The sequence below is a fragment of the Lactobacillus sp. UMNPBX15 genome (assembly GCF_002553785.1).
In the GTDB taxonomy this organism is placed as follows: Bacteria; Bacillota; Bacilli; order Lactobacillales; family Lactobacillaceae; genus Lactobacillus; species Lactobacillus crispatus.
This window is the reverse complement of the sequence record NZ_PCYV01000080.1, coordinates 1-753: the sequence shown is the minus strand read 5'-3', so window position 1 is coordinate 753 and position 753 is coordinate 1. Positions and strand designations below refer to the sequence as shown.

Sequence of the window (753 nt, the reverse complement as noted above, 5' to 3'; positions counted from 1 at the left end):
AGATCCAGAAGAATTGTAAATAAAAGAACTTAAATAACCGTCTCAGTATAACAGTGACTGGGACGGTTTTTAAGTACACTATTTTATTTGACGCTTACTCTAAAACTAATCTAGATACTCGGTTATTTTACGCTTACGTAGAATCTTGTTTTCATTTCACACAAAAAGGCGATCAAAAACAATTTTTCAAAAGTTTTCGATCGTCTTTTTAAATCTGAGAATTAACTTTCTCTAGATACTTTTACCAATAGAATTTATAAAAAACTATTATAAATTATTCTTTATCGCGCTTCTTCTTAAATACGAATAGACCAAGTGAAGCTAAAAGCATACCAAGCACACCCAAAATTGAAGTATCTTTAGTGCCTGTTTGTGGTAATGTCTTTAAGCTAGTAGCCTTGTTATTACCAATGGCATTATCACTTTCACCTTTAACACCTACAAAGGCATTATCACTTTCACCCTTAACACCTAGGTTGTTACCAGCGTTTGCGATGCTGCCATTAGCAGTAGAAGCTCCCTTAACTCTATCAGCTTGACTAGAGTTTGAACCATTCTTGTGTGAATGATACTTGCTTCCAAGAACATCTTCGCTTTTAGCAGCGATGACTAAATCAGTACCAGAAATGACATCCTTCGAACCATCTGGGTAGGTTACTGTAGTTGTACCATCATCGCCTACTGTAACTTTAGTGCCATCTGGGAACTTATCCTTGTTTGCATTATCGACGTTGTTCTTAACTTGCTTCTTTT

The 753-nt window shown here is 35.5% G+C and carries 1 protein-coding gene; it reads right to left on the bottom strand.

Annotated elements, in window-relative coordinates; all coding sequences use genetic code 11:
* Positions 1 to 274 precede the first annotated feature (274 nt).
* Positions 275 to 753, bottom strand: a 479-nt coding sequence (locus CP366_RS10350; protein ID WP_143469308.1) for an LPXTG cell wall anchor domain-containing protein, incomplete at its 5' end; no start/stop codon positions are given.